Source organism: Mesorhizobium sophorae (assembly GCF_002270415.1).
GTDB lineage: Bacteria > Pseudomonadota > Alphaproteobacteria > Rhizobiales > Rhizobiaceae > Mesorhizobium > Mesorhizobium sophorae.
In genome coordinates this window covers 181,366-207,224 of record NZ_NNRI01000008.1, presented here as the reverse complement: position 1 = coordinate 207,224, position 25,859 = coordinate 181,366, and the positions used below count along the sequence as shown (strand labels likewise).

General features: G+C 63.2%; 19 protein-coding genes. 6 read left to right on the top strand and 13 right to left on the bottom strand.

Features of this window, described 5'->3' with window-relative positions; all coding sequences use genetic code 11:
• The first annotated feature begins 408 nt into the window (after positions 1-408).
• Both gltB and CGZ66_RS13140 read left to right on the top strand, forming a co-directional pair.
• Positions 409-5,139: a glutamate synthase large subunit gene (gene gltB, locus CGZ66_RS13145; protein ID WP_095084984.1), complete on the top strand. Its 4,731-nt coding sequence runs from the start codon at positions 409-411 to the stop codon at positions 5,137-5,139.
• Between the two features lie 141 nt (positions 5,140-5,280).
• On the top strand, positions 5,281-6,735 hold the full coding sequence (locus CGZ66_RS13140; RefSeq protein WP_095084576.1) for a glutamate synthase subunit beta: 1,455 nt from the start codon (positions 5,281-5,283) through the stop codon (positions 6,733-6,735).
• Positions 6,736-6,830: 95 nt separating this feature from the next.
• Here the strand turns inward: CGZ66_RS13140 and CGZ66_RS13135 are convergent, their stop codons facing one another.
• Both CGZ66_RS13135 and CGZ66_RS13130 read right to left on the bottom strand, forming a co-directional pair.
• Complete coding sequence (locus CGZ66_RS13135; protein WP_095084575.1) at positions 6,831-8,066, bottom strand: SGNH/GDSL hydrolase family protein; 1,236 nt, start codon at positions 8,064-8,066, stop codon at positions 6,831-6,833.
• A 126-nt stretch (positions 8,067-8,192) separates the two neighbouring features.
• Positions 8,193-9,413 (bottom strand): lytic murein transglycosylase, encoded by a 1,221-nt coding sequence (locus CGZ66_RS13130; RefSeq protein ID WP_095084983.1) that lies wholly within the window; start codon positions 9,411-9,413, stop codon positions 8,193-8,195.
• Positions 9,414-9,622: 209 nt separating this feature from the next.
• Here CGZ66_RS13130 and galU point away from each other — a divergent pair, with 209 nt between their 5' ends.
• Complete coding sequence (galU, locus tag CGZ66_RS13125) at positions 9,623-10,528, top strand: UTP--glucose-1-phosphate uridylyltransferase GalU (protein WP_095084574.1); 906 nt, start codon at positions 9,623-9,625, stop codon at positions 10,526-10,528.
• A gap of 158 nt (positions 10,529-10,686) precedes the next feature.
• On the opposite strand, the gene CGZ66_RS13120 is transcribed toward galU, so the two are convergent.
• Positions 10,687-12,477 (bottom strand): outer membrane beta-barrel protein, encoded by a 1,791-nt coding sequence (locus CGZ66_RS13120; RefSeq protein ID WP_167392100.1) that lies wholly within the window; start codon positions 12,475-12,477, stop codon positions 10,687-10,689.
• A 229-nt stretch (positions 12,478-12,706) separates the two neighbouring features.
• On the opposite strand from CGZ66_RS13120, the gene CGZ66_RS13115 reads away from it, so the two are divergent.
• Both CGZ66_RS13115 and CGZ66_RS13110 read left to right on the top strand, forming a co-directional pair.
• A complete protein-coding gene (locus CGZ66_RS13115; protein WP_095084573.1) occupies positions 12,707-13,708 on the top strand; it encodes a KpsF/GutQ family sugar-phosphate isomerase in 1,002 nt (333 codons plus the stop codon).
• Positions 13,709-13,878: 170 nt separating this feature from the next.
• The gene (locus CGZ66_RS13110) at positions 13,879-14,487 is read left to right on the top strand and encodes a hypothetical protein (RefSeq protein WP_143748723.1); all 609 of its coding nucleotides are present in this window, start codon (positions 13,879-13,881) and stop codon (positions 14,485-14,487) included.
• Positions 14,488-14,532: 45 nt separating this feature from the next.
• Here the strand turns inward: CGZ66_RS13110 and CGZ66_RS13105 are convergent, their stop codons facing one another.
• The 8 genes from CGZ66_RS13105 to CGZ66_RS13070 form a co-directional block, all read right to left on the bottom strand.
• Complete coding sequence (locus CGZ66_RS13105; protein ID WP_095084571.1) at positions 14,533-14,997, bottom strand: NfeD family protein; 465 nt, start codon at positions 14,995-14,997, stop codon at positions 14,533-14,535.
• Positions 14,998-15,010: 13 nt separating this feature from the next.
• Positions 15,011-15,961, bottom strand: a complete 951-nt coding sequence (locus CGZ66_RS13100; RefSeq protein WP_095084570.1) for an SPFH domain-containing protein — start codon at positions 15,959-15,961, stop codon at positions 15,011-15,013.
• Positions 15,962-16,079: 118 nt separating this feature from the next.
• Positions 16,080-17,294: an NAD(P)/FAD-dependent oxidoreductase gene (locus CGZ66_RS13095; protein WP_095084569.1), complete on the bottom strand. Its 1,215-nt coding sequence runs from the start codon at positions 17,292-17,294 to the stop codon at positions 16,080-16,082.
• Between the two features lie 52 nt (positions 17,295-17,346).
• Complete coding sequence (hemH, locus tag CGZ66_RS13090; RefSeq protein WP_095084568.1) at positions 17,347-18,411, bottom strand: ferrochelatase; 1,065 nt, start codon at positions 18,409-18,411, stop codon at positions 17,347-17,349.
• Positions 18,412-18,673: 262 nt separating this feature from the next.
• Positions 18,674-20,602, bottom strand: a complete 1,929-nt coding sequence (locus CGZ66_RS13085; protein ID WP_095084567.1) for a bifunctional metallophosphatase/5'-nucleotidase — start codon at positions 20,600-20,602, stop codon at positions 18,674-18,676.
• Positions 20,603-20,794: 192 nt separating this feature from the next.
• On the bottom strand, positions 20,795-21,172 hold the full coding sequence (gene omp10, locus CGZ66_RS13080) for an outer membrane lipoprotein Omp10 (protein ID WP_095084566.1): 378 nt from the start codon (positions 21,170-21,172) through the stop codon (positions 20,795-20,797).
• A gap of 87 nt (positions 21,173-21,259) precedes the next feature.
• A complete protein-coding gene (locus CGZ66_RS13075; protein ID WP_095084565.1) occupies positions 21,260-22,705 on the bottom strand; it encodes a homospermidine synthase in 1,446 nt (481 codons plus the stop codon).
• Positions 22,706-22,890: 185 nt separating this feature from the next.
• Entirely contained in the window at positions 22,891-23,637 is a 747-nt protein-coding gene (locus CGZ66_RS13070; protein ID WP_095084564.1) for an SDR family NAD(P)-dependent oxidoreductase, read from the bottom strand.
• A 108-nt stretch (positions 23,638-23,745) separates the two neighbouring features.
• Here CGZ66_RS13070 and CGZ66_RS13065 point away from each other — a divergent pair, with 108 nt between their 5' ends.
• Positions 23,746-24,624 (top strand): LysR family transcriptional regulator, encoded by an 879-nt coding sequence (locus CGZ66_RS13065; RefSeq protein WP_095084563.1) that lies wholly within the window; start codon positions 23,746-23,748, stop codon positions 24,622-24,624.
• Between the two features lie 6 nt (positions 24,625-24,630).
• Here CGZ66_RS13065 and CGZ66_RS13060 read toward each other — a convergent pair whose 3' ends face one another.
• Together CGZ66_RS13060 and CGZ66_RS13055 are read right to left on the bottom strand one after the other, a co-directional pair.
• On the bottom strand, positions 24,631-25,563 hold the full coding sequence (locus tag CGZ66_RS13060; RefSeq protein WP_095084562.1) for a heme-dependent oxidative N-demethylase family protein: 933 nt from the start codon (positions 25,561-25,563) through the stop codon (positions 24,631-24,633).
• On the bottom strand, positions 25,560-25,847 hold the full coding sequence (locus tag CGZ66_RS13055) for a YciI family protein (RefSeq protein ID WP_095084561.1): 288 nt from the start codon (positions 25,845-25,847) through the stop codon (positions 25,560-25,562). Before CGZ66_RS13055 ends, CGZ66_RS13060 begins: the two co-directional genes overlap by 4 nt.
• Positions 25,848-25,859 lie beyond the last annotated feature (12 nt).

Genomic DNA, 25,859 nt, shown 5'->3' with positions numbered 1-25,859 from the left:
AGGGCCACGTGTCGGAAAAGCGGTAAAGCCAGCCAGATCCGAAAAGCTGCTGTGATCGAAGCTTACGTTTTTCCTCAACTTCACGTAATTTTATGTCGCTGGCGGTCCAAGTTTTTTGTGAATCGGTCTTGTGTGCGTCCAGGATTTCTGTCATAAAAATTTAGGACAGTAGTGCTGTCTTATTTTGTCGCACAAAACGAGCTGGATTGGCGTATCATTTGGGCCTCTCCGGCTGTTGCTGCGGGCGACAGGTTGGACAGCCAGACGCTGGCCTGTACGAATACGAACCATGCGGAAAGCCGTCTGGTTCGGCAAGGATTTCGCAAGACGTGCCGCAAGGATCAGGGTGAGCCAGGCGCTTGCCGGGGCAGACCAGCGCCCGAAGGGCTGGGAATGGAGGACCGAGAGATGACGGACATGACGCACTCTGCGACGAACGGCCAGGCCGCGCAGACGAAAGCGGCAACCGTCAAAACCGCGTCCCGAACCAATACTAGCCGAACCAACATCGGCGCCCAAGGCCTCTACGACCCGCGCAACGAGCATGATGCCTGCGGCGTCGGCTTCATCGTCAACATGAAGGGCGTGAAGTCGCATCAGATCGTCAAGGACGGCCTTGCCGTGCTCGAAAACCTGACGCATCGCGGCGCCGTCGGCGCCGATCCGCTGGTCGGCGATGGCGCCGGCGTGCTGGTGCAGCTTCCCGACCGTTTCTTCCGCGAGGAGATGGCAGCCCAGGGCATCGAACTGCCGCTGGTAGGTCAGTACGGCGTCGGACACTGGTTCATGCCGCAGGACGCGGCACTTCGCGCCCATATCGAGGACATCATCGCCGAATCGGCGCAGTCCGAGGGGCTTCCGCTCATCGGTTTCCGCGACGTGCCGGTCGACAATTCGTCGCTGTCGAAGGCGCCTGATATCGTCGCGTCCGAACCGTTCCATCGGCAGGTCTTCATCGGCCGCACATCAGACATCCCCGATGACGAGGAGTACGAGGCCAGGCTCTATCTGCTGCGCAAGGTCATATCGGGCCGCATCTACGCCGAGAACGACAACAAGGACATCGGCTCCTACTGTGTGTCGCTGTCGGCACGCACCATCGTCTACAAGGGCATGTTCCTCGCCTATCAGGTCGGCGCCTATTACAAGGACCTGACCGATCCGCGCTTCGAAACCGCGCTGATTCTTGTCCACCAGCGCTTCTCGACCAACACTTTCCCGTCGTGGAAGCTGGCGCATCCCTATCGCATGGTCGCCCACAATGGCGAGATCAACACCGTGCGTGGCAACAACAACTGGATGGCGGCGCGACAGGCGTCGGTCGATTCCGAACTGTTCGGCAACAACATCTCGAAGCTGTGGCCGATTTCCTATGAAGGCCAGTCCGACACCGCCTGTTTCGACAATGCGCTCGAATTCCTGTTCCAGGGTGGGTACAGCCTCAGCCATGCCATGATGATGCTGATCCCGGAAGCCTGGGCCGGCAACAAGCTCATGGATGCCGATCGCAAGGCCTTCTACGAATACCATGCCGCGCTGATGGAGCCGTGGGACGGACCGGCGGCGGTTGTCTTCACCGATGGCCGCCAGATCGGCGCCACGCTCGACCGCAACGGATTGCGCCCGGCGCGCTACATCGTCACCGACGATGACCGCGTCATCATGGCTTCGGAAGCCGGCGTGCTGCCGGTGCCGGAAGAGAAGATCGTCAAGAAGTGGCGGCTGCAGCCCGGCCGCATGCTGCTGATCGACCTGGAGAAGGGGCGCATCGTCTCGGACGAGGAGCTCAAGTCGGAGATCGCGACCAAGCATCCCTACAAGACCTGGCTCGCCAACACGCAGCTGATCCTCGAAGACCTGAAGCCGGTCGAACCGCGCGCGCTGCGCAAGGATGTCAGCCTGCTCGATCGCCAGCAGGCGTTCGGCTACTCCCAGGAAGACACCAAGCTGTTGATGTCGCCGATGGCGACGACGGGCCAGGAAGCCGTGGGATCGATGGGCACCGATACGCCGATCTCGGCGATGTCGGACAAGTCGAAGCTGCTCTACACCTATTTCAAGCAGAACTTCGCCCAGGTCACCAACCCGCCGATCGACCCGATCCGCGAGGAGCTGGTGATGAGCCTGGTGTCCTTCATCGGGCCGCGGCCGAACATCTTCGACCTCGTCGGCAATTCGCGCCGCAAGCGGCTCGAGGTGCGCCAGCCGATCCTGACCAATGGCGATCTGGAGAAGATCCGCTCCATCGGGCACACCGAGGACCGCTTCGACACCAAGACGATCGACATCACCTACGGCTCGAATGAAGGAGCCGCGGGCATGCAGGGCGCCATCGACCGCCTGTGCGAGCGGGCGGAGGCGGCTGTCGCCGGCGGCTACAACATCATCATCCTGTCCGACCGCCAGGTCGGGCCGGACCGAATAGCCATCCCGGCGCTGCTGGCGACGGCCGCGGTGCATCACCACCTGATCCGCAAGGGGCTGCGCACCTCGGTCGGCCTCGTCGTCGAATCCGGCGAGCCGCGCGAAGTGCATCATTTCTGCTGCCTTGCCGGCTATGGCGCCGAGGCGATCAACCCTTACCTCGCCTTCGACACGCTGCTCGACATGCACAAGCGCGGCGAACTGCCGAAGGAGGTCGACGCCTACGAAGTCGTCACGCGCTACATCAAGTCGATCGGCAAGGGCATCCTCAAGGTGATGTCCAAGATGGGCATCTCGACCTACCAGTCCTATTGCGGCGCGCAGATTTTCGACGCCATCGGGCTGAAGACCGATTTCGTGCAGCAGTATTTCACCGGCACCGCGACGCTGATCGAAGGCGTCGGGCTGGACGAGATCGCGACCGAGACGCTCAGCCGCCACAATGACGGCTTCGGCAACGATCCGGTGCTGCGCAACAGCCTCGAAGTCGGCGGCGAATACATGTTCCGCATGCGCGGCGAGGCGCATATGTGGTCGCCCGACGCGGTCGCCACCTTGCAGCACGCCGTGCGCCAGGGCTCGTGGGAGACGTTCAAGGACTATTCCGCGCAGATCGACAGCGAGACGGCCCGGGCCCAGACCATTCGTGGTCTGTTCAGGATCAAGCTGGCCGAAGAAACCGGCCGCAAGAAGGTCGCGCTCGACGACGTCATGTCGGCGGCCGACATCGTAAAGCGGTTCTCGACCGGGGCGATGTCCTTCGGCTCGATCTCGCGCGAGGCGCACACCACGCTGGCGCGCGCCATGAACGCCATTGGCGGCAAGTCCAACACCGGCGAGGGCGGCGAAGAGGCGGACCGCTACCTGCCGCTGCCCGGCGGCGGCAAGAACCCGGAACGCTCGGCGATCAAGCAGATCGCCTCGGGCCGTTTCGGCGTGACGGCCGAATATCTTGTCAATTCCGACATGATGCAGATCAAAGTGGCGCAGGGCGCCAAGCCCGGCGAGGGCGGCCAGCTGCCCGGCCACAAGGTCGACGCGACCATCGCCAAGGTCCGGCACTCGACGCCGGGCGTCGGCCTGATCTCGCCGCCGCCGCATCACGACATCTATTCGATCGAGGACCTGGCGCAGCTGATTTACGATCTGAAGAACGTCAATCCGGCGGCCGACGTGTCGGTCAAGCTGGTCTCGGAAGTCGGCGTCGGCACGGTTGCGGCCGGCGTCGCCAAGGCGCGCGCCGACCACATCACCATCTCGGGCTATGATGGCGGCACCGGTGCCTCGCCGCTGACGTCGCTCAAGCATGCCGGCAGCCCGTGGGAAATGGGCCTTGCCGAGACGCACCAGACGCTGGTGCTGAACGGACTGCGCTCACGCGTGGCGCTGCAGGTCGATGGCGGCTTGCGCACCGGCCGCGACGTCATCGTCGGCGCGCTGCTCGGTGCCGACGAATTCGGCTTCTCGACCGCGCCGCTGATCGCGGCCGGCTGCATCATGATGCGCAAGTGCCATCTCAACACCTGTCCGGTCGGCGTGGCGACGCAGGATCCGGTGCTGCGCAAGCGCTTCAAGGGCACACCCGAGCATGTCATCAACTTCTTCTTCTACGTGGCGGAAGAGGTGAGGGCGCTGCTCGCCGAGATGGGCTACACCCATATCGACCAGATCATCGGCGACGCCGACCTGCTGGAGAAGCGCGACCTGATCGTCCACTGGAAGGCGCGCGGGCTCGATTTCTCGAAGATGTTCTTCAAGCCGGACGCGCCGCATGAAGCGGTGCACTGGACCGAGCGGCAGAAGCACCCGATCGACGACGTGCTCGATCGCAAGCTGATCGAACTGGCGAAGCCGGCGCTCGAAAGCAAGCAGCCGGTCAAGATCGAGGTCGACATCCGCAATGTCGATCGTTCGACGGGCGCCATGCTGTCGGGCGAAGTGGCCAAGCGCTTCAAGCACAAGGGCCTGCGTGAGGACACGATCTCGGTGAAGCTGACCGGCACCGCCGGCCAGTCCTTCGGCGCCTTCCTGGCGCGCGGCATCTCGTTCGATCTCGTCGGCGCCGGCAACGACTATGTCGGCAAGGGCCTGTCGGGCGGCCGTATCGTCATCCGGCCTCCGGAAGAGGCCAAGATCGTCGCGGCGGAGTCCATCATCGTCGGCAACACGGTGCTCTATGGCGCGACCGAGGGCGAGGCCTATTTCGCCGGCGTCGCCGGCGAGCGTTTCGCCGTGCGCAATTCGGGCGTGGCCGCCGTCGTCGAAGGCGTCGGCGACCATGGCTGCGAGTACATGACCGGCGGCATTGTCGTCGTCATCGGCAAGACCGGCCGCAACTTCGCTGCCGGCATGTCGGGCGGCGTCGCCTATGTGCTGGACGAGGCGGGCGATTTCGCCGAGCGCTGCAACATGGCGATGGTCGAGCTGGAACCGGTTCCGGAAGAAGACGACCTGATGGAAAGGCTGCTGCACCATGGCGGCGACCTCGACCACAAGGGTCGCGTCGACGTGTCCGGCGACATGACCAGCCATGACGAGGAGCGGCTCTACCAGCTGATCTCAAACCATGTGCACTACACCGGTTCGGTGCGCGGTCGCGAAATCCTCGACGACTGGACGACCTTCCGGCCGAAATTCCGCAAGATCATGCCGGTCGAATACCGCCGCGCACTGATCGAGATGGAACGCATGCGCATGGGCGTGGCGGCGGAATAGACTTGGCAGTTGCCGGGAGGCTCAGGTTTCCCGGCCCACTTTCATCGACAGTTTGACCTCGAAGGCAAGGTTGCCATGGCTGCCTCAAGAGGTTAACGGGTGCGGCGAAAACCGCACCATCTGGACAGCAGGAACTGGACTATGGGCAAGGTAACAGGCTTTCTCGAAATCGACCGGCAGGTGCACAAGTACCAGCCGGCCTCCGACCGCATCCGGCATTTCCGCGAATTCACGTTGCCGATGTCGGACAAGGAGGTCGAGAAACAGGCCGCGCGCTGTATGGATTGCGGCATTCCGTTCTGCCACGGACCGACAGGCTGCCCGATCCACAACCAGATCCCGGACTGGAACGACCTCGTCTACAATGGCGATTGGGACAACGCGATCCGCAACCTGCATTCGACCAACAACTTCCCGGAGTTCACCGGCCGCATCTGCCCCGCGCCCTGCGAGGAAGCCTGCACGCTGAACCTCGAGGACATCCCCGTCGCCATCAAGACGGTCGAGCAGGCGATCGCCGATAAGGCCTATGAGACCGGCCATATCAGGCCCTATCCGCCGGAGAAGAAGACGGGAAAGCGCGTCGCCGTTGTCGGCTCCGGTCCGGCCGGCATGGCGGCTGCCCAGCAGCTTGGCCGCGCCGGCCACGACGTGCATGTCTATGAGCGCGAAAGCCGGCCGGGCGGGCTGATGCGCTACGGCATTCCCGACTTCAAAATCGAGAAGCACTATATCGACCGGCGCATCGAGCAGATGCAGGGCGAGGGCGTGACTTTCCATTGCGGCGTCAATGTCGGTGTCGACAAGCCGGTTGCCGAGCTGCTCGCCGAACATGACGCCGTGCTCTATTGCGGCGGTTCCGAAACGCCGCGCGCGGCCGGCATCCCGGGAGACGATCTCGGCGGCGTGCATGATGCGATGCCCTATCTGGTGCAGCAGAACAGGCGGGTCGGCGGCGAGCCGATCCAGTCCGTGGCCTGGCCGTCACATCCGATCATCGCCGGCGGCCAACATGTCGTCGTCGTCGGCGGCGGCGATACCGCGTCCGACTGCGTCGGCACCGCCTTCCGCCAGGGCGCCGTGCGCGTTACCCAGCTCGACATCCGCCCGCAGCCGCCTGAGAAGGAAGACAAGCTGTCAGTATGGCCCTACTGGGCGACCAAGATGCGCACCTCGTCCTCGCAGGCCGAAGGGGCGGAGCGCGAATTCCAGGTGGCGACGCTCGAGTTCATCGGCGAGGAAGGCCAACTGACCGGCGTCAAGTGCTGCGAGGTCGACGAGAAGCGCAAGCCGATCGCCGGCACCGAATTCGTCATCCGCGCCGATCTCGCCTTCATCGCCATCGGTTTTGCCGGCCCGGCCACCGCCGGCCTGGTTGGGGAATTGGACGGCCAGATGAAGATCGTCACCGACAGCCGCCGTTCCAGGAACGTCGAAGCCAATGATCGCGACTATAGGACCAGCGTCGACAGGCTTTATGCGGCGGGCGACGTGCGTCGCGGCCAGTCGCTGGTCGTCTGGGCGATCCGCGAGGGTCGCCAGGCGGCGCGCTCGATCGACGAGGCCTTGATGGGGTCCACCGTACTGCCCAGCTGAGCCCGTTGGAAATTCTACTCCCGCAGCCATCTGGAGGCGTTTTCTGCGCTTCCGGTGCTCGCGGGAGCGAATTTCGAAACGGGCTCAGGGAGCTTCTAAGGGTTTATCGCCGTCGTCGTGCCGGGTGCGGCCACAGCCGCCGCAGGCTGCGGCCGGGGTGGCCAGGAGAAATCATCGGCGCGGCCGGGCGAGGCTTGCGGCGCCTTGCCCTCGACCACCAGTTTTTCACCGGGCAGATCCTGATTGGGCTTTGGCTGCGGCGCCGCGCCCAGAAGTTCGGAGCCGCCGTCGAGTGCCGGATCGCTGAGCAGCATCGGCGCGGTGCGGTCGATGACGATGGGCGCGGCGGCCGGCCCAGGCGCCTCGACGGGCGCGCCCGTCGGTGCGGTCGCCGGGGTTACGCTTCCGGGGGCGGCGAGGCCGAGGATCTTCATCAGCGGCTTTTCGGTATAGAAGGCGAGCTTGCGCTTGCCGGCCTTCGAGACGTTGATGCCGTCGTCGGCACGCAGCCGCACGGGCTGGCCGTTCATGTCGGGGCCGCTGGTGACGAAGGCGCCGTTCTCGTCGACAAAGCCGTCCCAGACGTCGACGAATTCGCCGCCATGGCTTTCGGTGGCCTGATGGTAGATGTCGTTGAAGGCCAACATGTCGGAGGTCATCTTCGGCACCCGGAAGGCCGGCATGCCAACCCAAAGGAAGGGCACCTTGGCGTCGGCGATGGCCTTGCCGAGCGCATCGGTGCGGCGCTCGTATTCCTTGGTCCAGTTCTCGGACCGGGGCTGCTCGCGCACATCCCCCACCTTCATCTGCTGACGGTCGTTGGAACCCAGCATGACGACGACGGCGGCCGGTTTCTCGGTCTCGATCAGCGCCTTGATCTGTTCGGGCCAGTTGTAGAAATCATCGCGCACGAAGCCGGACGAGCCATTGCTGCGAGCCACGATCCTGATGCCGGTGTTCTCGGCAAAGGCGGTGTCGAGGCCTTCGGCAAGCCCGGACGCCATGAAATCTCCGACCACCAGGACGGTACGGGCATCCGGGACTTTCTCGGCGATCGGCATTTGCGGCTCGGCCGGCGCACGCGGGACGCGGGGTTTGCGCGGCTTTGGCTTCGCCTTCTGGATGTTCAGCGGCGGCTCGATCCGCTCGCTGCGACGTGGGAACAAAAGGCCGCGCAACGAGTCGCGCAACGACCAGCCGCGGTATTGCTGCTCCTGCGCCATGGCCGGCGCATGGAAGGCGCCAGCCAAGCCGACGGCGAGAACGACGACGGCCAGAATCAGCACCGGCATGCGACGAACAAGCCCTGCGATGCGCGCAGCCGAAGCCAATCGTTTCCTCCATCCCGTGGCGCACTGCCTTGAAAAGTCGCGTCGACTTTCGAAGGTCATTGCACCATACAGATTGCTACAGTGTCCTTTGCGCGTCCGAAAGGCCGCGCGGCACCGCAGGTGGCCCTATTTCTGCCTGAGCCACTTCAGCACTTCCATGCTCGGATAGCCGTCCTGGGCCAATCCGGCCTTGGCCTGGAAGGCCATGATGGCGGTTTTCGAGCCGTCGCCGATCTTGCCATCGAATTTGCCGTCGTAGAGGCCGTGCTGGGAAAGCCGCTTCTGCAGCTCCTGCCTTTCCTCGAAAGTGAGCTTGGTGAAAGGCCGCTTCCAGTCCTGCACGAGACCGCTGGAGCCGGCGATTTCGTCGGCGAGAAGACCGACGGCAAGCGCATATTTGTCGGCATTGTTGTAGGCCTTGATGACCGAGAAATTCTTGACCATCAGGAAGGCTGGCCCGCCGCGGCCGTCCGGCACTTTCAGCGTCGCCTTGTCGGAGCCGTTCTTGAACGGCTTGCCGTTGGCCCTGGCAACGCCGAGCGCCTGCCACTGCGACAGTGTCTTCGAGCCGCCAGGAAGTTTGCCGGCTGGCAGGGTGACCTCATAGCCCCAGGTCTTGCCGGCCTGCCAGCCATTCTTCTTCAACAGGTTGGCCGCCGTCGCCAGCGCATCGGGGATCGAATTCCAGATGTCGCGCTTGCCGTTGCCGTCCATGTCGACGGCATAGTGCAGATAGCTGGTCGGGATGAACTGGGTGTGGCCCATGGCGCCGGCCCAGGATCCGCTCAGATGGCTTTCGTCGATATCGCCGGTCTGCAGGATCTTCAGCGCGGCGATCAACTGGGTGCGGGCGAATTTTGCCCGCTTCGGATCGGCATAGGCCAGGGTCGCCAGCGAGCGCACGACGTTGCGCATGATGTCGTCGCGCTTGAGGATTTCGCCATAGTTCGATTCCATCGACCAGATGGCGAGCAGGGTGTAGCGGTCGACGCCGAACCTCGCCTCGATCCTGTCCAGCCATGGCTTCCACTTCTTGGCCATTTGCTGGCCGACGGCGACAGACTGGTCATGGACGCGGTTGTCGAAATAGTCCCAGGCAGGCGCGGTGAATTCAGGCTGCGTACGCGCCTTTTCCAGCACCACCGGGTCGATATCCCTGATGTCCCTGAAGGCCTGGTCGTAGAGGGCACCGGAAACGCCGCTCTGCACGGCTGTGGCGCGGAAGCCGGCGACCCACTGCCGGAAACCGGCATCGGCGAAAGCCGGGCCGGGCATCAGCAGGGCGAGCGAGAGGCTGGCTGCCGCGATGACGCTGGTAAAACGCTTTGCGGCACTGCGAACGGACATCTTTTCCCCTTTCTCTGTCTCAGGAAAGACCATTCATCGCCGAACCAGGTTAGGAATTAGTTTACCATAGGTGCTGCCGGGAACGAAAAGACGCCTCAAAGCTTTACCGGGGAATGTTCCCCTCAGTTGTTCGGTAGTCCTCAATTCCGGCGTGAAAATGTCTTGAAACGGGGATTGCGGAGCAGGCCATCAAATGGATAATTGAAAGCATGAAGAGAGTTCGCAAGGCAGTCTTCCCGGTCGCCGGTCTCGGCACTCGGTTTCTCCCGGCCACCAAGGCCATCCCCAAGGAAATGCTGACGGTCGTCGACCGGCCAGTGATCCAATATGTGGTGGATGAGGCTCGCGAGGCCGGTATCGAGCATTTCATCTTCGTCACCGGCCGAAACAAGGCCGTCATCGAGGACCATTTCGACGTCCAGTTCGAGCTCTATGACACGCTGGCCCAGCGCGGCAAGGATGACCAGCTCGCCCGCCTGCAGCGCCTGCAGCCGGCGCCAGGGCAGACCAGCTTCACCCGCCAGCAGGTGCCGCTCGGCCTTGGCCATGCCGTCTGGTGCGCGCGCGAGCTGGTCGGCGACGAACCGTTCGCCCTTTTGTTGCCCGACATGATCATGCAGTCGGAAAAGAGCTGCATGAAGGACATGGTCGAACTCTACCAGGAAACCGGCAACAACATCATCGCGGTGCAGGAATGCGACCCGGCCGAAGCCCATAAATACGGCATCGTTGGCCGCGGCGAGGATACGCATCACGGCTTCCGCATCACCGAGATGGTGGAAAAGCCGAAGACCGGCACGGCGCCGTCCAATCTCTACATCAACGGCCGCTATATCCTGCAACCCGAGATATTCACGATTCTCGAAGGCCAGGAAAAGGGGGCCGGCAACGAGATCCAGCTCACCGACGCGATGCTGAAGCTGGAAAAGCAGCAGCCCTTCTATGGGTACCACTATCAGGGCCGTACCTTCGATTGCGGATCGCCGGAAGGCTTCGTCGAGGCCAATGTCGCCTTCGCGCTGTGGCGCAGCGACATGAACGAGAACATGGCCGGCGTCATCCGCACGCTTCTCGACGAGCTGAAGCCATCAGAGCGTCGCGGCGCCGCTTTCTAAGGCTATGTCGGTATTCAGGTGAGGCCGGCCTGCGAGCGACGGTTTCCTGCGCTTCCGGTACTCACGTTCCCAAACGTACGCTCCGCTCCGGTTCTCGGAATCCATCGCTCTCGACTCGGCCTGACCTGAATCTCGACATACCCTTCTTGGCGCGGTGCTCAGCGCTGCACTTTCACGCCGAGGAATATGCTGTTTGCGGTGTAGTCGCGGCCCGGCAGGTTGCTGGTCAGCTTTTCGGTCCTCACCCGGGTGGTGAGGCCGGCATAGCGGTTCAGCCACCATGTCAGGCCGGCCTCGGCGCTCAGGGTCCTGTCATGGCCGTCGACGCCGACATAATCGCGCCAATCAAGGCCCAGAGCCGCATTTCCGGTGAGGTTGGCGCGGATCTGCCGCTCGCCCGTCAAGCGGCCTGAATAAAGGATTTCGCCGCTTTGCCCGGCGATGGTCGTGGGCTCGACGGTGGTCACGCCGGTCAGGCCGATCGTGGTGCCGCGTTCCGGCGACCATTTGAGGTCGGCGTTGACGGTCGCCCCCGAAATCGCTTCGAGCCGATCGTCGTCGATCGCCTCCCGCAGCCAGCCGGCCGAGAATTCGCCCGACAGCTTCTCGCCCATGTCGAGCTCAAGGCCGGCGCGGCCCCCGAGGCGCGTCGAGGAGCGCTCGAAGCCATCGGTGTCGATGCGTTGATCATAGGTCCGGCGACCGACCTCGATTTCGGTGAAGGGGATGAGTGCCGGAGAAATCTCGTAGCCGGTGCGCAGGGTTGCCGTATAGAGCGTGGAGTCGCGGTCCTTCTGCGACAATGAGGTACCGTCCGAAAGCTCGGCGTCGCCATAGAAATCGTGCGTCACCGCGCCGGTCAACGCATAGCGCATCTTGCCAACGTCCTTCTCGATGCCGAGGCTGCCGTCCACGGTCTGCCGCAGCGGCTGCGTGTTGACGCCAGCAATGGCGTCCGGCGAGGAGGCCGATTCTGGCACGGCCTCGTAGCCGAGCTTGGCGATGGCGCGCAGCTCGTTGTCGAGATCGACGTTGAGCTGGCCTTCTATGCGGCCCTGCTCATCATGAACCGAATAGCCCGACACGGTCTCGCGGAAAAGGCCGTAGCCGTCGATCGTCGCCGAGTTCTCGCGCCAGTCGGAGGCGGCGGAAAAGCGCAGCGCCGTCTCGGACAGCAGCGCCGACGTGCCGGCACTGCTCGCATCGCCGTTCGAGGTGGCGGTCAGGCCCTGTTCGATCGTCGGCCGAATGACGAAAGAGCCCCATTTGACGCCGGTGGCGGCAAACGGATCGTCCTCGGCCTTCTTGTCCTGGCCTTCGATGGAGGCGGTGCGTTCGGCGCCGCGGTCAAGCTCTTGCCTGTCGACGCTGTCGATGGTGACGGCGCGGCGGTTGGCCGCCTCCTGATCCGTTTCGGTGGTGTCGTCGTCCGTCGTAGAGGTGGTGGCGCCCGTGGTCGTGGCGTCCGTGGCCGCGGTCGTCGACTTTTTCTTCCTCGACTTGCCGGTCGCCTTGTCCTTGGCCGGATCCGCTGCATTTTGGCTGGCGGTTGATGGTCGGCGGCGAGGCTTTGGCGGTGCCGCGGCATCGGCGGAGGTATCGTCGGTGGCCGAAGGCGGATCGAACACGCTGCCGGTCGCGGTCGCGGCGCCGGCGTCCGTGTCATCAGGCACCGCGCCGGCGCTGGCCGGCAGGTAGGTTCGTGCCGGCGCATTGTCCTGCGCCGCGTTGACCGGCGCCTGCTGGCCTTGGGCTGCCAGAGCCAGCTGTCTCGCCTTGCGCTGCTGGTCGGACAGGATTGCCGTTTCGGAAACCTCGCCGCGCAGCTCCGTTTCCTGGGCATGGAGCGCCGTCGGGCGCAGCAAAGCAAGCATGCTGGTCGCCAGCAGCAAGGCGCAGGCAGCCTTGCCCTTTCGTCCTCCTGATTTTTCTGGCTGGCCCCCGGACATCGTCACCACTGCTTGCGCGGCGCACGCGCGCCATACTTACCGAACCGTAAATGGGGATGGTTAACGGAGGGTTGAGGCTGGAGGTCGTCAGCGGCCTCAAGTACCGATTTCCAAAGGGTTTCACGCGGCGTGCGTTAAGCCTTTTGCTTGCCTGCTTGTCGTTGTCCCTAGCCATCGTGGGGCCATTTCTGTTGGACAGGCGGGCGGCAACGCGCTAATCGCATCAGCCATGCATGCGGGATCCCTGAATAAGAAGCCTTTGGACAGGCAAGCCTCGATCGCTTCGGCACTGAGAACGGTGGCAACGGAGCAGGCTGGTGTCGCGGCCCTTGCCGAGGCACTCGAGAACGGACTGGCTGGGCCTTTCGCCCAGGCCGTCGAGATGATCTCGAAGATCGAGGGTCGGCTGATCGTCACCGGCGTTGGCAAAAGCGGCCATATTGGTTCGAAGATCGCGGCGACGCTGGCCTCGACCGGCACACCGGCCTTTTTCGTCCATCCCGCCGAAGCCAATCACGGCGATCTCGGTATGATTGCCAGGGACGATGCCATCATCGCCATGTCGTGGTCGGGTGAGAGCAGGGAACTGATGGGCATTGTCGCCTATTCCAGGCGCTTCTCCATTCCGCTTATCGCCATCACCGCCGGAGAGACATCGGCGCTGGCGCGGGCCGCGGACGTGGTGCTGCTGCTGCCCCGCGCGCCTGAGGCCTGTCCACACGGCCTGGCGCCGACGACGTCGACGCTGTTGCAACTGGTGATGGGCGATGCGCTGGCGATCGCCCTGCTCGAAGCACGCGGCTTCACGCCGGACCATTTCCGTACTTTCCATCCTGGTGGTCAGCTCGGCGCCAACCTGACGCAGATCCACGAGATCATGCATGTCGGCGACAGGCTGCCGCTGGTGGCCACGGGCACCGGCATGCAGGATGCTATCCTTGAACTGTCGCGCAAGGGATTTGGTTGCGTGGCGATCACCGACGCCGACGGCGCGCTGGTCGGCATCATCACCGACGGTGACATAAGGCGTCACATCGGCGGCAATCTGCTGGCGATGACGGTGGATGAGGTGATGACAAAAGGACCGAAGACGGCGTCGCCGGACACGTTGGTGGCAACGGCGCTGCAGACGATCAACAATTCTTCCATCACCAGTCTGATGGTGGTGGAAGGCAGACGGCCGGTGGGCCTCATCCACCTGCACGATCTCCTGCGTATCGGCGCAGCCTAGTCTAACTCAAGCCGCTCTGGACGACTTGATTCGACCTGTCGCGATCGGCAATGATTGCTTGCAAAGCCCTAGCTCACGATTGCCGTTGACGAGGTCAGATGTTCTCCAGCCTAATCGAAAGATTTCGTCGGCGGCCGGACTTCAGTCGTCCGGCGCAACGTGGAAAAGAGTTGGGCGACATCGTCGCTGGAGCATTGGAAGGCGGCCTGGCGCCTGATTTTCAACGAGTTGGCGATCTGTCCTGGGTTGGAAGTTCGACAGGTCATATCCGTTATCTGCTGAAATTTCAGGCGATGAAAGGGATGACCTTCTCTGCCTGCTGGGGCCTCTCAGTCGACTTTGTTCCAATTTTCAGAGGCGGAAGCTTTCGGTGGAAAAGGACAGCGAAGTCGGCAAACTTTGATCTCTGTATCGACCCCATTGACTTATCAGGCCGGATCCCTAACTGGTGCTCGTTTTACAGCAATGATCGCGATGATCGAGTTGCACACGCCGCCTTGAAGGTGCTCGATGCGGCGCGACAGGACTGGTCCGGAATCACTTCGCTAAACGACGTTGCTGATAGTTTCGAACGACGATCGAAGATGGAGTTTCGACGCTTTTCGTTGGAAAATTATGTGCAAACGGACCTCGCGTGGGGCTTGGTCCTCATCGCTATCGGAGAGGCGGATAGGGGCCAGAACCACCTCGATGCGTATTGTGACAGGTTTGCGGTTGCGCGGGACGATGCCGTCCTGACAAAAGCGAGAACCGAAGCGGCCACAATCGCGACTGGATGACATTTTCCAGCCACGCTCGCATCTCCCAAAACCCATGCTTCGATATCAGACCCGCTCCACGGTCAGTTCCAGATCCGTGTCGGCCGCAGCCGTCACCCGCACCTGCGTGCCTGCCGGCAGGTCCGGGCCGGAGACACGCCACAGCGTATCGCCCAGCTTGATGCGGCCACGCCCGTCCCGGATCGGTTCGGCAAGCGTCGCCATCCTGCCGACCATCTGCGCGCCGCGCCGGTTGAGCAGCGGCTGGTCGGTCGGATCATCGTGACCACCGACCAGCTTCTTGCCGACATAGGCCGAGACCAGCGACAGCGCCAGGAAGGCGAGGACCTGGACTTGCCAGGTCCAGAAACCGGCATCCCAGATCAACAGCGACACCGCGCCGATGATCAGGGCGGCGATGCCGATCCACAGCATGAAGATGCCTGGCGCGATGATTTCCATCACCAGCAGGACGAAGCCCAGAACCATCCAGTTCCACGGGCCGAGTTCGGAAATGATGCGGTCCAACATGGGAGTATGCCCATCAGTTCTCGCTTGGGCGAACCACCGGCGGGCGTGCGGCCTGCCTTTGCGCGCCGGCCGTGCCATCGCTGCGGAAGACTTCCTTGGCGATCTCGCCGATACCGCCAAGCGTGCCGATCAGCGACGAGGCTTCCATCGGCATCAGCACGATCTTGCTGTTGGTGGCTGTGCCGATCCTGCCAAGTGCCTCGGTGTATTTCAGCGCCACAAAGTAGTTCAGCGCCTGCACATCGCCCTTCGAGATCGCTTCCGACACCACCTGCGTGGCGCGCGCTTCGGCTTCGGCAGAACGCTCGCGCGCCTCGGCGTCGCGGAAGGCGGCTTCCTTGCGGCCCTCGGCCTCGAGGATCTGCGACTGCTTGAGGCCTTCGGCGGCGAGGATCTGCGCGCGCTTGTTGCGCTCGGCCGTCATCTGGCGGCCCATCGATTCGATGAGGTTGGCCGGCGGGTTGATGTCCTTGATCTCGACGCGGGTGATCTTGATGCCCCACGGATGCGCGGCTTCGTCGACGACGCGCAGCAGGCGCTCGTTGATGGCGTCGCGGTTCGACAGCAACTCGTCGAGGTCCATCGAGCCCATGACGGTACGGATGTTGGTCATTGTCAGGTTGAGGATGGCGTTCTGCAGTCCGGCAACCTGGTAGGCGGCCTGCGCCGCATTGAGGATTTGGTAGAAGGCGATGCCGTCGACCCCGACGATGGCGTTGTCGCGGGTGATGATTTCCTGGCTCGGAACGTCGAGCACCTGCTCCATCATGTTCATCTTGGCGCCGATGCGGTCGACGAAAGGCGTGATGAGATTGAGGCCTGGACTCAGTGTCTTGGTGTAACGGCCAAAACGTTCGACCGTATAGTTATAGCCTTGCGGAATTGTCTTGATGCCTTTGAACAGCACCAGCACGACAAGCGCGACCAGAACAATGACCGCAATATCGAAACCACTGAAATCCATTTGGCTCTCCCTCAGAGGCAGGCCGCGAAAGCCATTCTCGCGCAGCCGGCTTCACCAAAGACTTAAGTGTGTTTCAGGAACGTTACAATCAGGTGATGATGGATTGTTTGTGGGTCTGCTATCGACGGTTGAAGGCAAACAACTCTGCATCCGTGTCGCTCTGCCCGTTGACTGAGGCCGAGACAATCTCGGAAGCGATCTGCGAGAAGGTGATGCCGTTGCCGCCGTAACCCATCACGGCATGGATGCGCGGGTGCCTGGGAATGGCGCCGATATAGGGCAGGCCGGTGGTCGTGGTGCCGAACGAACCGGTCCAGGCGAATTCCGGCCTGACGTCGAGATGCGGGAACAGCCGCCCAAGTTTTTCGGCGATGCGTGCAGTCTTGTCGGCGATCAACTCGTCGCGTCGCGCCTCTTCGACGAAATCCTCGTCCTCGCCACCACAGACGACCCTGCCATCGGCCGTCGCGCGCATGTAAAGATATGGGTCCGACGCCTCCCAGATGAACGCTGCCCGCCGCCAGATCTTTCGCGGTTGCGGGCGTGTCGCGATCGCCCATGTCGAGATGATACGGTGGGCCGCCGCCGGCACCATGTCGACCAACTCGTAGCCGGTGGCCAAAACAACATGCCGTGTCGTGATGGTGGGCCCATCCCTGGTTGCCACGACCACCTCGTCGGCACTGTCCTCGATCGCCGTCGCTTCGACGGGAGCATAGAAGCGTGCCTTGCGCTGCGAGGCGCTCAGCAGCAGCCCGGCCGTCAGCTTGCGCGGATCGAGGGCGATGTTGCCGTGGCTGAGGATGGCGGCTTCGCGGTCGATGCCGAATTTCTCCGCCAGCGGTGCCGCCGTGAGATAGGTCGCGGCGATGCCTGCCTGTCTTCGTGCCTCGGCCTCGTCCCGGAGTTCCGACGGGCCAAGGAGAGTGCCCGCCAGATAGAGCGACGGGTTGCGGCCCGGGCTGCAGTTGATCTCGAGTTCGGCAATGCGGGCAGCGAGGTTGGAAACGGCGAGCCGCGAGCGCCGCCAGGCCTGCTCCGCCGAGGTCTTGCCGATCATCTTCGACAGCACCGAAAGCGGCTGGTCGATTTCGAACTGCACGAGAGCCGTGGTCGCGGACGTCGAGCCTTTCAGCGGGCCGCGCCGGTCGATGCAGATCACCGCATGACCGTGCGCCGTCAGCGCCTCGGCCGTCATGGCGCCGCTGATGCCCATGCCGATGATCAGCACGTCAGCCTTGGCGTCACGGGTCAGCGCTGCAGTCGGGACCGCAGGCGCCCGGTAGGCGGACCAGACGGGCCGGCCGCTTCTGAGGTCAAGTTTGCGAGGCATCAAAGTCTCCGGAGGTGCTGCTCAACGCCCCGGAGCTTGTGTTGTTCCGGTGTCAGACCCAGCCGGACAGCTCGCGCCGCACCATCGCCTCGATCACCGCCATTCCCTCGGCGCTGTCGTTGAGGCAAGGTATGTGGGCGAAGTTCTTGCCGCCGGCGTGATGGAAGGTCTCGGCCGCCTCGCGGCCGATCTCGTCCAGCGTCTCGATGCAGTCGACCGAAAAGCCGGGATTGACGATGGCGATCGACTTCACGCCGTCCCTGGCCAGTTTCTCCACGGTCTTGTCGGTATAGGGCTGCAGCCATTCCTGCGCGCCGAAGCGCGACTGGAAGGTGATGATCAGTTTGTTGTCATCCCAGCCAAGCTGTTCGCGCAACAGCCGCGTCGTTTTCTGGCAGTGGCAATGATAAGGGTCGCCCTTCTCGAAATACGGTTTCGGGATGCCGTGAAAGGAAGCAATGACAACCTCCGGTTCGAAATCCAGCGTTGCCAGATGCCTCTCGATCGAACGCGCCAGCGCTTCGATATAGACCGGTTCATCGTAGTAAGGCGGCACGCTACGGATGGCTGGTGCGCGGCGCATCTTCATCAGGGCACGAAACAGCTGGTCGTTGGCGGTGGCGGTGGTGGTCGCCGAGTACTGCGGATAGAGCGGGAATGAAAGAATGCGGTCGCAACCCTTTTCGACCAGCCCCTGGGCGACGCTCGCGGTTGATGGATTGCCGTAGCGCATCGCCCAGTCGACGACGACATCGGGCAGGTCGCGCAACGCCTCAGCCAGCTTCTCGCCCTGGGCGCGGGTGTAGGTGCGCAAGGGCGACTCGTTCCTCTCCCGGTTCCAGATCCGGGCGTAGTTGGCGCCCGACGCCTTCGGCCGCCTGGTGAGCACCAGCCCATAGAGGATCGGGTACCAGATCGCCCTGTTGAGCTCGATGACGCGTGGATCGGACAAGAATTCCCGGAGATAGCGCCACATCGGCTTGAAATCGGTGCCGTCCGGCGTGCCGAGATTGACCAGCATGACACCGATCTTGCCAGCCTTGACCGACGGATGCCCGGCGGGCAACGGGCCGCCGGCCTTTGCGGCTTTGGGATCGGCAGGGTTGGATAGGGTCATACCTGGTCTCCGGTCACGGCGCGAAACTAGCGATGCCACGCCAGTTTTCAATGCAGCGTCTGGCCGCACCTTAGAACGGTTCAGCTTAGATAGAAGCGCTGAGCCGCTCTAAGGATTTGTTTTTGACGCGATTCCCTGAGGGAATGCGCTACGCGCCTTTCCCGGGAAACCGCTGCGCACTTTTCCTGGATTTGCTCTGCAGAGAACGAAAAACCCGCCCGGCTTCCCGGGCGGGCGCGTCGTTGAAAGAGGCGCAGCGACCTTACTTTGGCGGGATGGTCAGGGTTGCGCCAAGCGCAAGCCGATGGGGCCTTTGGCCCTTGTTGGCCTCATAGATCAGCTTCCATTTGGTCGCGTCGCCATAGGCCTTCTTTGCCAGATCCCAATACGTGTCGCCGGCAACGATGACATGGCTGCTTTCGGCCGGCGCGGCCTCTGCCGGCTTTGCCGGTTCGGGGGCGGGCGCGGGCGCCGGTGCCGCTTCCGCAGGCTTGGCCGGTTCCGCGGCCGGTGCGGCCTCAGCGGGCTTTGCTGCTTCGGCAGGCTTGGCCGGCTCGGCCGGCTCGGCCGCCGCGACTGTCGCGGCGATCTCCGTGATGCGGCCATCGAGCTTTGGCGTGTAGGGCCGGTGCGCGCCGAGATAGTCGGCAACCACCTGTTCGAGGCCCGGACCGTAGTCATAGGCGTTCTTGGCCTTGTCGGCGAAGATCTTGTAGCCGTCGCCGCCCTGGCGGACATAGTTGTTGGTGGCGACGAGATAGTCCTTGTCCGGATTGATCGGCGTCCAGGCGCCGCCTTCCATGACTTCCACCGATTTGACGCGACCGGCATTGGGTGCAACCGACTTGTCGAAGGAATATTTCAGGCCGGCGACCTGCGGGAAGCGGCCGGCGCCGTCCTCGATCTGGCTGAGACCGTTCTCGAGGCCGGCCACCAGGTCCTTGCCGGAAATCTGGAAGGTTGCCAGCGTGTTCTGGAACGGCAGCACGGTCAGCACCTCGCCCATGGTGACGGTGCCTTTGTCGATCGAGGCACGCAGGCCGCCGCCATTGGAGATGACGATCTCGACGCCCTGTCCCTTGACGCGGTCGAGGATGGCGTCGGAGACGAGGTTGCCCATCGCGCATTCACGGGTACGGCAGTTCTCGCGGCTGCCGTCGATGACGTCGGTGGTCTCGGCCACTTCCTTGTTTTTCAACGCCTCGATCGGCGCGCCAAGCTCCTTGATGCGGGCGAGCACAGCCGGGTCGGGAGTGACCGACTTGTCGAGAAAGATCGGGTCGCCGCTGGCCGATTTGACGACGCCGTTGTCGTCGAACACCACCTTGAATTCGCCGAGATATTTGGAATAGGACGCCGCCTGCACGACCGGCACCTTGTAGCCGTCGGGATTGTCGACCATCGTCGGGTAGGGCCCCTCCGCCTTCGGGTCGGTGTTCGACAGCAGCGAGTGGCTGTGGCCGCCGACGACCACGTCGATGCCCGGGATCTTGGCGATGACGTCGCGCTCGCGCTTGTAGCCGATATGGGTCACGGCGATGATCTTGTTGACGCCTTCGCCCTTCAGCTTCTCGACCTCGGCGGTGATCGACTTGACGTCGTCCTCGATGGTGATGTTGGGGCCGGGGGAAGCGAGTTCCGGGGTGTCATTGGTCACCGCGCCGATGATGCCGATCTTCTGGCCACCGACCTCGACGACAATCGACGGCTTGACGCGGTCGCCGAGCTTGGATTGCGCGTTGGCCTTCACATTGGCGCCGAGCACCGGGAACTTGATCATGTCGAGGAACGGCGCCAACGCCGTCTCGCCATCGTCGAATTCATGGTTGCCGAGCGCCATGGCGTCGAACTTCATCTCGTTGAGGAATTCGCCTTCGACCTTGCCTTTGTAGGTCGTGTAGAACAGCGATCCCTGGAAATTGTCGCCGGCGCTGAGCAGCAGCACGTTCTGGCCTTCCAGCTTCTTGCGTTCCTGGGCGATCGCGGTGATCAGCCGGCCCGCGCCGCCAATGCACTCGCCCTTGGTCTCCTCATCGGCCGAGCAGGTCGATTCATATTTGTTGTTGCCTTCGATGCGGCTGTGCCAGTCGTTGATGTGCAGGATGTTCAACGTGTAGTCGGCAAAGGATGCGCCGGACGACAGGGCGAGCGTCGAGGCGGAGAGGGCGGCAATGGCAGCAAATTTCTTCATCTTCGTCTCCCGGAAGGCTGATCAAAGGCGTTTAACGCTCTTGCTTGACTGGAACATAACAGTCGGCGTTTGGAACCATGTTCCCATCGCGTTCCAGATGACGCAAGCGGAAATCCGGGGACTTTTGCCGGCACAAAAAAGGGACGGCGGCCGATGGCCGCCGTCCCCTTGGGGAAGCGAATACTCGCTGGCTCAGGTGCGCCGTGTCAGCACGAAGTTCTGGCCGCTGGAGCTGGTGCAGTTGAGCTGGCTTGTCGACACCATCAGGCAGTTGAAGCTGACCGCGGTCTGGCGGATCAGCGACGTGCCGTTGATCTGCACCGACGTGGCGCCGGTCATGGTGTAGCTGCCATCGGCAAGCTTCTGGCCGGTGTCGGTGGCGACGGTCGTGAAGGTGCCGCTGGCGAAGGTCGAAAGGCCGGTACCCTTGGCGTCGATCCAGGAGCCTTCGACGCCTTTCGGCGAAGCCGCCATCGGCGGTCCATCCGGGCCGCTGGTCGCACAGCCAGCAAGCCCCACTACAGTGGCTGCCGCAACGCTCATCCAAACAATCTTGCGCGCAATGTTCATTTTAAGAAATCCTCTCCTCAGTCCGCATCCCTTCAATCGCCTGATTTCCGGGCGATTGCAAGGCAACGAGGCATGCTGACGGGGCTGCTATCGGACGAGGATGTTGCGGAATTGCCACGGGTCGCTGCGGTCGAGGTCTTCCGGGAACAGGCCGGGCCGGTTATCGAGCGGCGTCCAGTCGGTGTAGTGGCCTTCGACCGGTCCCAGATATTGCGACTGCACTTCCAGGCAGCGCTTGTAGTCCATCTCGTCGGCCTCGACGATGCCGGCTTCAGGGTTTTCCAGGGCCCAGACCATGCCGGCCAGAACCGCGGAGGTGACCTGCATACCGGTGGCGTTCTGATAGGGCGCCAGCTTGCGCGCGTCGGCCAGCGAAAGATGTGAGCCGTACCAGTAGGCATTCTTGTCGTGGCCGTAGAGCAGCACGCCGAGTTCATCGACACCATCGACCAATTCGTTCTCATCGAGCACGTGGTGCACCGGCTGAGGCTTGCCGGCGGCGCCGAACATCTCGTCCAGCGACAGCATCGCGTCATTGCAGGGATGATAGGCATAGTGGCAGGTCGGGCGGTATTGAACCTTGCCCTTCCTGGAGCGCACGGTGAAGAAATCGGCGATCGAGATCGCCTCGTTGTGCGTGACAAGGAGGCCGTATTGCGGCCCTGGCGTCGGGCACCATGAACGCACGCGCGTGTTGGCGCCGGGCTGCTCCAGGTAGATGGCGGCCTTCGAACCGTGCTTGTGCTTCTTGGCGTTCTTCGGCATCCACGTCTCATGCGTGCCCCAGCCGAGCTCGGCAGGCTGCAGGCCCTCGGAAATGAAGCCCTCGACCGACCATGTGTTCCAGAACACAGCCATCGGCTTCGGCTTCTTGGCGCGCTGGGTGTCGCGCTCGGCGATGTGGATGCCCTTGACGCCGGCCTTCTTCATCAGCTTGGCCCAGCCCTCGCGGTCATCCTGCGTAGGCTCAGAAAACTCGAGGCCAAGATCGGTAGCGAGGTTGACCAGCGCCTGCTTGACGAACCACGAGACCATGCCGGGATTGGCGCCGCAGGTGGAGACCGCCGTCGCGCCGCCGGGCTTGTCATGCTTTTCCTTGATCATCGCTTCGCGCAGCGCATAGTTGGTGCGGCTGGCATTGTCGGCCTGGGCATCGAAATAGAAGCCGAGCCATGGCTCGACGACGGTGTCGATGTAAAGCACGCCGAGCTTGCGGCAGAGCCGCATCAGGTCCACCGAGCCGGTATCGACTGACAGGTTGATGCAAAAGCCCTGGCCACCGCCATTGGTCAGGAGCGGCGTCAAAAGCTTCTTGTAGTTCTTCTCGGTCACCGCGTCCTGGACGAAAGCGATGCCGCGCTCGTCGAGCAGCTTGCGGTCGGTGTCGCGTGGGTCGAGGACCGTCATGCGCGACTTGTCGAACGTGAAATGGCGTTCGATGAGCGGCAGCGTCCCCCGTCCGATCGAGCCGAAGCCGATCATCACCACGGGGCCGGTGATCTCACCATAAACGGGCCAGTTTTCATTCGCCATTTTATCGAGCACTCCTCAAAAAACACTCCGGAACAGCCGCTTGGCCGCGGCGCGACAAACCATAGATCATTGTCACAATAAAGGGAAAAGCAGCGAAACGCCTGGGAACGCCGCTGTGGAAGTGCTCGGCGATGCCACCGGGAGGCCATGGCCTGCCCGATGGCCGATGTTGAGCCGGCGTCGTATCAGCGAGCGCCGCCGGACGCGTTGATGCGTTCGCCGGTCAGCCACGCCGCCTCGTCCGAGGCGAGGAAGGCCACGGTCGGGGCGATGTCGTCCGGCTTGCCGAAGCGCTGGCCAAGGGGCACGCCAGCGATCAGCATATTGCCGAAATCGGTGCCGACCATACCTTCGGTCATTTCGGTATGGGTATAGCCAGGCGCCACGATGTTGACACGGATGTTGCGGGCTCCGAGTTCTCTCGACAGGCTAAGCGTCAGCGTATCGATCGCCGCTTTGCTGGCCGAATAGAGGCTGGTGTTTGGCACCGGGTTCCAGCTCGAGATCGTGCCGATGTTGACGATGCTGCCGCCGGTCTCGGGGAAGTGGCGCATGGCAGCCTTTGTGGTCAGGATCGTGCCCAGTACGTTGGTGTCGAAGAGCCGCCGATAATCCGCCTCACTGGCTTCCTCGAACGTGCCGAAGCTGGCGGTCGCGGCGTTGTTGATCAGAATGCTTGGCTTGCCAAATGCGATCTCGGCGGCCTCGAACATCTTCTCGACTTCGGCAGCCTCGGCCACGTCACCCCGAACCGCAGTCGCCTTGCCACCGGCGGCGACGATCTCCTTGACCGTGCGTTCTGCAGCCTCACGGCTGGAGGCGTAGTTAACGACGACGGCAGCGCCTTCCGCCGCCAGCCGTTTGGCGATGCCCGCACCGATGCCTCGCGCGGCGCCGGTGACGATGGCGACCTTGTTGTTGAGCTTGCCCATTTTGGTTCTCCGAATGGATGGATGGATTTGACAATCGACCAATTGGCCATTCCTGGATGGGTCAGGTAGAGTGAGTAATGCCATATAACTAATTCCAAGGTGGAATAGATGGACAGGCTCATGGTGATGAACACCTTCATAAGGGTCATCGAAACCGGCTCGTTCTCGGCGGCCGCGCGGCATTTGCGCGTCGGGCAGCCTGCCGTCTCGAAGGCCATCGCGCAGCTCGAGGAACGGCTCGGCGTTCGCCTGCTGTCGCGCACCACCCGAGGTCTCTCGCCGACCGATGCGGGCCTCAGCTTCTATGAAGGCGCCAAGCGTGCGGTCGACGAGGCCGACGAAGCAGAGAACGCGGCGCGTGGCACTGCGGCGGCGCTTACCGGGTTGCTGCGCATCGGTACGTCGGTAACCTTCGGCCGCCTGCATGTCGTTCCGAGGCTGAAAGCCTTCCTGGACGCTCACCCGAGGCTCGACGTCGAGGTGGCGATGGACGACAGGAACGTCGACCTCGTCGAGGAAGGGGTGGATGTCATGCTGCGACTGGGTGAAAGCTTCGCCCCCGCTCAAATCGGGCGCAAGATCGCCACCTGTCGTCGCCTCGTGGTGGCGGCGCCCTCCTACCTGGCACGCGAGGGCGAACCCATCGCGCCCGATGAGCTGTCGCGGCACGAGGCGATCCTTTTCGTCCGAGCAGGCACTTCCAATCGCTGGACATTCCGGCGAGGCGCCGAAGAGGTTTCGCTTGCCGGCCAAGGGCGGCTGCGCGTGACTTCCGCCGAAGGGATACGTGAGGCTGTACTTGCCGGCATCGGCTTCACGGTCGGCTCCGAATGGATGTTCGACGCGGAACTGCGCAGCGGTGCGGTTCGGCCGATCCTGGTCGACTGGGCGCTGCCGCCCGTTGAATTGTGGGCGCTGTTTCCGGCCGGACGCAAGGCCAGCGTCAGGGCAAGGGCGTTCGTTGATTTTCTGGCGGGCAGCCTGTAGCCGGCTTCAGCCGGCCATTGTCTTCAATCGTTCGATCAGCCGGTCGCGGTCCGATGTCAGGCCCTTGTAGTCGAGCTGGTCGAGATCGAGCGCTTCGAGCTGGGCGGCAAAGGACAGTGCGAGCGTCGCCCGGTCCGGGTGCCGATCCAGCACGGCGAGCGGGTCGAGGTGGATGCGGATGGTGAACAGGATGTCGCGCGAGGACGGCAGCTTGCGCAACGTCTGACGCTCCACGCGGATGAAGGCGTGCGCCCTGACGTCACCATCGGGGAAGCGTGTCGGCCGGTTGGTGGCGCGGTCGATGCGCTCGACATTGGACAGCGGATGATAGAGCGCATTGTCGGCCTGGATCGACCAGTTGAAGCGCTCGACTGCCTGGCCCTGGAGGCCGTCGAACATGCGGTTGATCAGCTCGGCTGGGCGGGTACCCGGACCGAAGCCCGGCACCGGCGCGTGGATGTCCTGCAGCGGCCGGCCGAACTTCTCGACCAGCAGCCAGGATGAGGGGAAGCACAAAGAGCCGGCGACGAGCCGCCAGCCGCTGTCGTTGCGGCGCATCAGGATCAGGTCTTCCTGGACCAACAGCGAGGCGGCGACGAGCGGTGCGCCATCGAGGCCGGAAGGGATGGTGAAATGGCTCTCCGTGCCCACGATTTCGACGCCTGCGTCGGTGCGCCGATAGGTGTCGGGAAATCTGTCCGGCAGATGCGTGCCGAGCAATTCCAGCACTTCCTGCTGGGCGTCCCGCGTGCCGTCCTCCTCGACGAAAACCCGCTCGGGGATCTCGGCATAGAGCCGGCGCTTTTCGGCGAGATACGGCAGCAGAAGGTCGTCGACCTCGATCCAGTCTGGCGGATCGAGCGGCTTCAGGCCGATGCTGAAGAGTTTCGACGAGCCGTCATAGGGCGTGTGGGTGGGCAGCGCCTCGGCCAAGCTCATGCTTCCCTGAAATCGTCCAGGCCGGCGGTGGTCATCCGCGCCAGGAATTCGGTGACCTCATAGTCGGCTGCGTTGCACATGGCGAAGGGATCCGCTGCCAGCCTTGCGTCGAGCACTTCGCGCGGGCATTGCGCGATGATGATGCCGCCGGTTCTCGGTTTCTTTGGTCCGGAGGCGACGAAGATGCCCTCCGCATAGCAGGCCTTAAGCCATTCGATATGGGCCGCCTGCAAGCGGTCGATCTCGGTCAGCGGCACCTTGTAGTTCAGCGAAACGACGAACATAGCATTCTCCCG

What these genes read in the sequence shown, in the direction of transcription:
- gltB (WP_095084984.1), top strand. Translation starts at nt 409, where the DNA reads ATGACGGACATGACGCACTCTGCGACGAACGGCCAGGCCGCGCAGACG.
- CGZ66_RS13140 (WP_095084576.1), top strand. Translation starts at nt 5,281, where the DNA reads ATGGGCAAGGTAACAGGCTTTCTCGAAATCGACCGGCAGGTGCACAAG.
- CGZ66_RS13130 (WP_095084983.1), bottom strand. Translation starts at nt 9,413, where the DNA reads ATGTCCGTTCGCAGTGCCGCAAAGCGTTTTACCAGCGTCATCGCGGCA.
- galU (WP_095084574.1), top strand. Translation starts at nt 9,623, where the DNA reads ATGAAGAGAGTTCGCAAGGCAGTCTTCCCGGTCGCCGGTCTCGGCACT.
- CGZ66_RS13120 (WP_167392100.1), bottom strand. Translation starts at nt 12,477, where the DNA reads ATGTCCGGGGGCCAGCCAGAAAAATCAGGAGGACGAAAGGGCAAGGCT.
- CGZ66_RS13115 (WP_095084573.1), top strand. Translation starts at nt 12,707, where the DNA reads ATGCATGCGGGATCCCTGAATAAGAAGCCTTTGGACAGGCAAGCCTCG.
- CGZ66_RS13105 (WP_095084571.1), bottom strand. Translation starts at nt 14,997, where the DNA reads ATGTTGGACCGCATCATTTCCGAACTCGGCCCGTGGAACTGGATGGTT.
- CGZ66_RS13100 (WP_095084570.1), bottom strand. Translation starts at nt 15,961, where the DNA reads ATGGATTTCAGTGGTTTCGATATTGCGGTCATTGTTCTGGTCGCGCTT.
- CGZ66_RS13095 (WP_095084569.1), bottom strand. Translation starts at nt 17,294, where the DNA reads ATGCCTCGCAAACTTGACCTCAGAAGCGGCCGGCCCGTCTGGTCCGCC.
- hemH (WP_095084568.1), bottom strand. Translation starts at nt 18,411, where the DNA reads ATGACCCTATCCAACCCTGCCGATCCCAAAGCCGCAAAGGCCGGCGGC.
- CGZ66_RS13085 (WP_095084567.1), bottom strand. Translation starts at nt 20,602, where the DNA reads ATGAAGAAATTTGCTGCCATTGCCGCCCTCTCCGCCTCGACGCTCGCC.
- omp10 (WP_095084566.1), bottom strand. Translation starts at nt 21,172, where the DNA reads ATGAACATTGCGCGCAAGATTGTTTGGATGAGCGTTGCGGCAGCCACT.
- CGZ66_RS13075 (WP_095084565.1), bottom strand. Translation starts at nt 22,705, where the DNA reads ATGGCGAATGAAAACTGGCCCGTTTATGGTGAGATCACCGGCCCCGTG.
- CGZ66_RS13070 (WP_095084564.1), bottom strand. Translation starts at nt 23,637, where the DNA reads ATGGGCAAGCTCAACAACAAGGTCGCCATCGTCACCGGCGCCGCGCGA.
- CGZ66_RS13065 (WP_095084563.1), top strand. Translation starts at nt 23,746, where the DNA reads ATGGACAGGCTCATGGTGATGAACACCTTCATAAGGGTCATCGAAACC.
- CGZ66_RS13060 (WP_095084562.1), bottom strand. Translation starts at nt 25,563, where the DNA reads ATGAGCTTGGCCGAGGCGCTGCCCACCCACACGCCCTATGACGGCTCG.
- CGZ66_RS13055 (WP_095084561.1), bottom strand. Translation starts at nt 25,847, where the DNA reads ATGTTCGTCGTTTCGCTGAACTACAAGGTGCCGCTGACCGAGATCGAC.